At 61.6% G+C, this 6,616-nt stretch carries 7 protein-coding genes; 3 read left to right on the plus strand and 4 right to left on the minus strand.

Annotation, left to right across the window (positions count from 1 at the left end; translation table 11 throughout):
* Positions 1-507, minus strand: a 507-nt coding sequence (locus RDN59_RS10710; protein WP_308607830.1) for a 3'-5' exonuclease, incomplete at its 3' end; no start/stop codon positions are given.
* Between the two features lie 185 nt (positions 508-692).
* Entirely contained in the window at positions 693-2,366 is a 1,674-nt protein-coding gene (locus RDN59_RS10715) for an acyl-CoA synthetase (protein WP_308607825.1), read from the minus strand.
* Between the two features lie 174 nt (positions 2,367-2,540).
* Here RDN59_RS10715 and RDN59_RS10720 point away from each other — a divergent pair, with 174 nt between their 5' ends.
* The 3 genes from RDN59_RS10720 to RDN59_RS10730 all read left to right on the plus strand — a co-directional run bounded on the left by RDN59_RS10720 (position 2,541) and on the right by RDN59_RS10730 (position 5,210).
* Positions 2,541-3,356 (plus strand): GDSL-type esterase/lipase family protein, encoded by an 816-nt coding sequence (locus tag RDN59_RS10720; protein WP_070821763.1) that lies wholly within the window; start codon positions 2,541-2,543, stop codon positions 3,354-3,356.
* Positions 3,357-3,422: 66 nt separating this feature from the next.
* Positions 3,423-4,574 carry an S-(hydroxymethyl)mycothiol dehydrogenase gene (locus RDN59_RS10725; protein ID WP_308607826.1) on the plus strand — a complete coding sequence of 384 codons (1,152 nt, stop codon included), beginning with the start codon at positions 3,423-3,425 and terminating at the stop codon, positions 4,572-4,574.
* Positions 4,575-5,210, plus strand: a complete 636-nt coding sequence (locus tag RDN59_RS10730; RefSeq protein WP_308607827.1) for an MBL fold metallo-hydrolase — start codon at positions 4,575-4,577, stop codon at positions 5,208-5,210.
* Here the strand turns inward: RDN59_RS10730 and RDN59_RS10735 are convergent.
* Both RDN59_RS10735 and RDN59_RS10740 read right to left on the minus strand, forming a co-directional pair.
* Positions 5,207-6,001: a cytochrome c biogenesis protein CcdA gene (locus RDN59_RS10735; protein ID WP_308607828.1), complete on the minus strand. Its 795-nt coding sequence runs from the start codon at positions 5,999-6,001 to the stop codon at positions 5,207-5,209. The genes RDN59_RS10730 and RDN59_RS10735 overlap by 4 nt on opposite strands.
* A gap of 81 nt (positions 6,002-6,082) precedes the next feature.
* The coding region (locus RDN59_RS10740; RefSeq protein ID WP_308607829.1) for a thioredoxin domain-containing protein at positions 6,083-6,616 on the minus strand (534 nt) is incomplete at its 5' end.

Consider the following 6,616-nt stretch of genomic DNA (forward strand, 5'->3'; position numbering starts at 1 on the left):
CTGTGCAGCGTTGCCGTCAAGGAGTTTGTTAAACAGCATTCCTGTGGCGGTGGCGTCGGCTATTGCCACGTGAGCGTTCGGATTGGCTAGGCCGACAAGTTCAAGCAATGAGGACAGTTTGTCGGACGGTGCATCGACAAGCTGCTTAGCTAGTGCGATAGTATCGACGAAACCAAAGAACACTGCATCATCCGGTGTTCCAGGCGGAGTAATGCGGTCAACTTCGGCCGCAAGCATCTTTGAATCAAACGGGGCGTTGTGAGCCATGAGCACCATGCCGTCAAGGCGGGCCGCGAACTCGGTATAGATGTCACGAAACGGTGGGGCCTGGGCAACATCTGCGTTGGTGATGCCGTGGATATGCGCGTTGTTTATGGCCTTCCCGTCAGGGTTGAGCAACGTATGCCACTGGTCGACCAAGTTAAACGATTCATCGAAACGAGCGACAGCTAATTCAATGATGCGGTCGTAGCGTTTGTTAAAGCCCGTAGTCTCTGTATCAATAATAGTAACCTCAGCAGATTCAAGACCTACTCAATGGGCGCCCCAGAAAAGTCCTCAACTGGTACACGCCAGAAGAGAAAATCCAAGAACTATTCAAGTGATGCATCCACCACTTGAAACCGCCACATGAAACAAGGTTGGTTTTGGCAACTCGGGCAGTTTTGACTTGGGGGGTCTAAAAGCGTGGGCTAGTCGGTGTGGCTTAGCAGGCGCGGCACCACCTTGCCCGTGGCATTGCGCGGCAGCTTGTCCAGGAAGTGGACATCGCGCGGCACGGAGTGGTCGGCGAGGTTCTCGCGAACCCAGGTGCGGATGGCGTCGGCAGTCACGGTGTTGCCCAAGGCGTCGCGCGTGGTCACCGCCCACACGGCGATGCGCTGGAAAGTGGTTTCATCCTCCACGCCGCCGGCATGCACCTCTGCGATACCCGGCATGGTTTCAAGCACCTCCGTCACCGACTGCGGGTGCACGTTCTCGCCGCCGACGATGATCATGTCATCGGCGCGGCCCACCACGTGAAGGTAGCCGTCGGGGTCGATATAGCCCAAGTCGCCGATGGAGATGAGGCCATCAACCTTGTTGAGCGGAATCTTCGGGTTGGTATAGCCAATGAGCGCGGTGGAGTTGGTCAGGAAGATTTCGCCGACCTCGCCGCGCGGGACTTCCTTACCATCCTCATCGAGGATGCGCAGCTTCGTGCCAGAGGCAATCTTGCCGCCGATGGTTGGGTCCTTAGCCACCTCTTCCATGGTGGCCGTCGATGCCAGCGCCAGCTCCGTGGAGCCATAGACGTTGCAGAGAATCGGGCCGAAGCGCTCGTGGGTTTCTTTGACGATCTCCGGGGTCAGCGCATGCCCTGCAGACGCAATGAACTGCAGGCTTGAGGTGTCATAGGCCGAATCTGGGTCCGCCTGCACCATCTGACGGAAGAAAACCGGGGAGGAGAGCAGGCCATCGAGCTGGTAGCGCTGGATGTCATCGAGTGCGGCCGCCGGATCGAAGACGCGGCGGGTGACAATGGTATTGCGCAGGCCCAGCGCGATGTTGAGGCAGGCCCAGCCCCACGTGTGGAAGATGGAGGCGGTCATTTGCACCTTCTGGTCCCCACGCCACGGCACCGCATCCACGATGGAGGCAACCACCACCGGCAGAGTGGGCTCTGGGCGCATAATGCCCTTGGGGATGCCAGTGGTGCCGGAGGACATCAGCACGATATGCCCATGCTTGGGCCAGGTCGGAAGCTTCTGCTCCTCGACGTCCCGCGGGTTCACCACGATCTGGCGCAGCGTCGGGGCCTGGGCCAGCTCAGCCGGGATCTCCTCGCCGGACTCATGACCAATCACGACCTGCACGCCAGCAACGGGGTTGGGGCTAGCGCTGTCTGCGGGGGCGAGGCGGTCAGCGAATTCATCGTCGATAACGAGCACGTTGATGCGGTTTTCCTCAATGCATCCGGCGAGCTGCTCGGGGGAGGAACCAACGTTGAGCAGGAAGATGTGCGCTCCGGCATAACCTTTGGCGGCCAGCGGGGTGATGATGCCACGGCCATTGCGAGCCATAACGCCAAGGCGGATCTCGTCGAGGCCCAAAGAAAGCAGCCAACGCGCGAAGGTGCGGGAGTGATCGCGCAGCTGGCGGTAGGTGAGGGCCCCGTCGTCGTCGATAAGCGCTAGGCGTTCTGGGCAGGTCAGGTAGGCCTGCTCCACCTCGCGGGCGGTGGTGAAACGGTAGCGGGCGAGAACCGGCGCGGTGGAGAGCACTGCCCGTGGGCCGCCAGCGGGGCTGATAAGGCCGGCGCGAAAGAGGGCGGGGACAAAACGCGCGAGAGCGGCGGCATGGAAGGTGAGATCAGAAAGCTTCATAGGGTTCTCATCGTAGGGAAGGGGTAGAAGGTTACGGGGAGGCGCTTAGCGCGCCTGTTTTTAAAACGACAAATTGTTACAGTTGTTGCTATTGTTACACGAGATTAACTGCTAGCTTAGTTTAATATGGTTTCGGTTAAGAACATACCCTTTTCTCGAAAGGACATCAGTCACGTGAAGTTTACCCAGCGCATCACTGCCCTCTGCGCCTCCCTCCTCGTGGCAGTAAGTCTGTCCCAGGCTCCGCAGGCTGCTGCCGGCGAGCGAAACCTCGTTGCCTTTGGCGATTCCGTATTGGCGGATCCGCAGCTAGATGTTTACCTCTCCTCGCGCCTCGGCTCCTCCAACCGCAACCCGAGTCTCGACTGTCCCTCCGGCAATAACTACGCCAAGCGCGTCGCTTCCAAGCTGGGCATGCCGGTGGCGGATTTCTCCTGCTCCGGTGCGGTCTCAATGTCCCAGGGTCCGCAGATGAACGCGCAGGTCGATGATGCCATCCGTCGTGGCGCGCTCAGCCCGGACACCCAGCGTGTGCTCTATGCGGGCGGCTTTAACGATACGTATAACAATGCCCAGCTTTCCGACGCCGACATGCGTGCCCGCTTTGTTGGCGCAAATGCGCCGATTATCAACAAGATTCGTGCAGCAGCCCCCAATGCCCGCATTCAGATCGTGGGTTATCCGACCATCGGCTCGGGCGACCGCTACTGCCTCCTCCACTTTGGTCCGAAGCCGGCCGATGCCACGGCCCTGCCGATGGTGCAGCGCTATGAAAACGTCACGCAGTGGATGCAGGTGGACCTAGCGCACGCGACGGGTACCGAGTTTGTGGACATGAAGCCGATGACCTGGGATCGCGGAATGTGCGCCGATGCCAATAAGCGACTGTGGGCAGGTCTGGTGGACTTCTCTGCCGGTCCCGGAAACCTACCGCTGCACATCAATGCTCGCGGTCACGAGTTTGTGGCTAACCATCTGGCTAGCTTCTAGAAACGTGTTCTTCTGCCTTTTAGGCCCGGGCAACGCTGCCCGGGCCTTTCGCGTACCCTCGCGGACATGGCTGTTAATGAAAATCTAAATGAAAATAACTCTCAGCAAGGCTCGGAGGTTGTCCGCGGCGTGATTGCGCGCGCGAAGGGCGAGCCCGTCGAGACCGTTAACATCGTCGTGCCCGCCCCGGGCGAGCACGATGTCGTGGTCAAGATTCAGGCCTGCGGAGTGTGCCACACCGACCTGGCCTACCGCGATGGCGATATCGAGGACGCCTTCCCCTTCCTGCTCGGGCATGAGGCGGCGGGCGTCGTCGAGCGCGTGGGCGATGCCGTCACCCACGTCGAGGTCGGTGACTTTGTGGTCCTGAACTGGCGCGCGGTGTGCGGCGAGTGCCGCGCTTGTAAGAAGGGCGAGCCGAAGTACTGCTTCAACACCCACAACGCGTCCGCTCGCATGACGCTTGCCGAGGGCGACGCCGACGCCGGCACCGAGCTCACCCCGGCGCTCGGCATCGGCTCCTTTGCCGAGAAGACCCTGGTCCATGAAGGCCAATGCACCAAGGTCAATCCGGAGGCAGACCCGGCGGCCGCGGGCCTGTTGGGCTGTGGCGTGATGGCCGGCCTGGGTGCTGCGGTCAACACCGGTGACGTCAAGCGCGGCGAGTCCGTCGCGGTCTTCGGTTGCGGTGGCGTCGGTATGGCGGCCATCGCTGGCGCGGTGCTGGCGGGTGCCTCGAAGGTCATCGCCGTGGACCTGGACCCGGACAAGTTGGAGCTGGCCAAGCAGTTCGGTGCGACCCACACCATCGCGGCGAAGGACAAGTCCGAGGACGAGGTCATCGAGGCAGTCCGTGAGCTCACCGAGGGCTTCGGCACCGACGTGGCCATCGACGCCGTGGGCATTCCAGCTACCACCCGTCAGGCCTTCTACTCCCGCGACCTAGCCGGCCGCATGGTCATGGTTGGCGTTCCGAACCTCACCAGCCGCTTCGACGTCCCAGCCATCGACTTCTTCGGCCGCGGCGGATCGCTGAAGTCCTCCTGGTACGGCGACTGCCTGCCGGAGCGCGACTTCCCCATGTACGTCGACCTCTCCCTGCAGGGCCGCTTCCCGCTGCAGGACTTCGTGTCCGAGCGCATTGGCCTCGACGACGTGGAGGAGGCTTTCGCTACCATGAAGGCCGGCAAGGTACTTCGATCCGTAGTGGAGCTGTAAATGATCATTGAACAGTTTGTAACTTCAGGAAAGTTTCGCCTCGACGGTGGCGAGTGGGACGTGGACAATAACGTCTACATCCTGGCCGCAGGTGGCGCGTCAAGCGACGCCGAGTGCTACATCATCGATCCTTCCCACGACGCCGAGCGCGTCATCGACGAGGTAGGACAGCGCACCGTCAAGGGCGTTTTACTCACCCACGCGCACAACGACCACTGCGAGCTCGCACCCCAGGTGGCTGAGCACTTCGGCGTGTCCGTGTACCTGCACCCGGATGACCGTCCCCTGTGGGAGGAAACGCACGAGGATGCGACTTTCGTGCCGCTGGAGGACAACCAGCTTTTCACCGTGGGCGATAGTGACTTCGTGGTCTTCCACACGCCGGGTCACTCGCCGGGATGCGTGGTGCTCTACATCGCGGACGAAGGCACGCTGCTGTCGGGAGATACCCTCTTCAACGGCGGGCCGGGTGCCACCGGCCGCAAGTACTCCGACTTCGACGTCATCATCGAGTCCCTGCGCAACCGCGTGCTGAACCTCCCGCCGGAAACCCGCGTCCTGCCGGGCCACGGCGACGAGACCGCCATTGGTGCTGAGGCTGCGCGTATCGACGAGTACATCGCACGCGGCTACTAGGTCGGGGTGCGGGCAGCCTTGATGCCTGCTACCACCGTGGCAGCAAGCGAGAGCCCAAACCATACCCACGCATCCGCTATGCCCGCGCTGAAGGCGCGGGCTTTTTCCTGCACCGCGAACTGCGCGTCCGTGCTTAAGACCGCGGGCAAGGTCGCGGTGCCATAGCTGGCAATGAATAGCGCGCCAATGAGCACGAAGAACGCTCCCGACACAATGGACAAGGTATTCGTGCGCACAGGGCCGAGGACCACCTCGCGTCCGCGCAGCCAGGACCACGAGCCCACATTGAGGCGCTCCCACAGTGCAGCCAGCACAAAGAGCGGTGCAGCCATGCCCGCGGCATACGCCATCATGATGAGTCCGCCGTAGAGCGCGCTGCCGGACGCTGCGGCCGTGGTGAGAACAGCACCTAAGAGTGGGCCCGCGCAAAAGCCCGCGAAGCCATAGACCGCGCCGAGCAGAAACACCTTGCCCCGCGCTTTACCGGACAAGGCATCCATACCGGGGATGCGGAAACCGCCGCCCAAGGCGGTAAAGATTCCCAGCGCGATGATGATCCAGCCCGCCACCGTGATGACCTGGCTGCGGTATTGCGCGAGGATTGCAGCCAGCCCCATGCCGATGGGCACGAGCGTGGTGCACAGGCCTAAGAAAAAGACCAGGGTCTTCAGCAGCAGCTGGCGCTGCGATTCAAAAGCATAGGCAAAGAAGGCTGGCACCAACAGCGCTGAGCAGGGGCTGATCAAGGTCAGTACACCGGCGATGACGGCGCCAAAAACTCCGATACTCATACGCTCACCCCCACTGCATAGCCGCCTAAGAACGCGGTCAGAACCACGAGCGCGATGAAGATCCACACGATGAGTGGCGGCTTATCCATTGGCCGCCTTGCCTAGCTGTTCCCGAATGGTCTGTTCAAAGACTTCCGGTGGCTGCGCGCCACCAATGAACTGATCGCCCACCACGAAGGCCGGGGTGCCCGTAATACCAATCTGGGAGGCGTAGCTGGTGGCTGTCTCGATGACTTCGGCGTAGGTATCATCCGTGGCCTGCTGGCGGAACTTATCCAAGTCCGCAACGCCGGCCTTCTCAGCGAACTTCATGAAGTCCTCGATACCGAATTCTGGGTGGCCACTGATGTCCTTGCTGGCGGTGTAGAGCTCGTGCTTGAACTCCTGGAACTTACCCTGTGCCGCGGCCGCGCGCCCGGCCTTGGCAGCTTCGACGGCGGCGGGGCCGTTCACGGGGAAGTCATTCCACTCGATGCGCACCAGGCCCTTCTCCACGTACTTCTTAAGGATATCCGGCTCGGTGACATTAGCGTGGCGGGAGCAGAACGGGCACTCGAAATCGGAGAACTCCGAAATCACCACGGGTGCATCCACCGCACCCACGGCGAAAGGATC

The sequence above is a fragment of the uncultured Corynebacterium sp. genome, assembly GCF_902489365.1.
Classification (GTDB): Bacteria; Actinomycetota; Actinomycetes; order Mycobacteriales; family Mycobacteriaceae; genus Corynebacterium.

Coding starts and splice junctions, on each gene's coding strand:
- RDN59_RS10715 (WP_308607825.1), bottom strand. CDS start 2,366: ATGAAGCTTTCTGATCTCACCTTCCATGCCGCCGCTCTCGCGCGTTTT.
- RDN59_RS10725 (WP_308607826.1), top strand. CDS start 3,423: ATGGCTGTTAATGAAAATCTAAATGAAAATAACTCTCAGCAAGGCTCG.
- RDN59_RS10730 (WP_308607827.1), top strand. CDS start 4,575: ATGATCATTGAACAGTTTGTAACTTCAGGAAAGTTTCGCCTCGACGGT.
- RDN59_RS10735 (WP_308607828.1), bottom strand. CDS start 6,001: ATGAGTATCGGAGTTTTTGGCGCCGTCATCGCCGGTGTACTGACCTTG.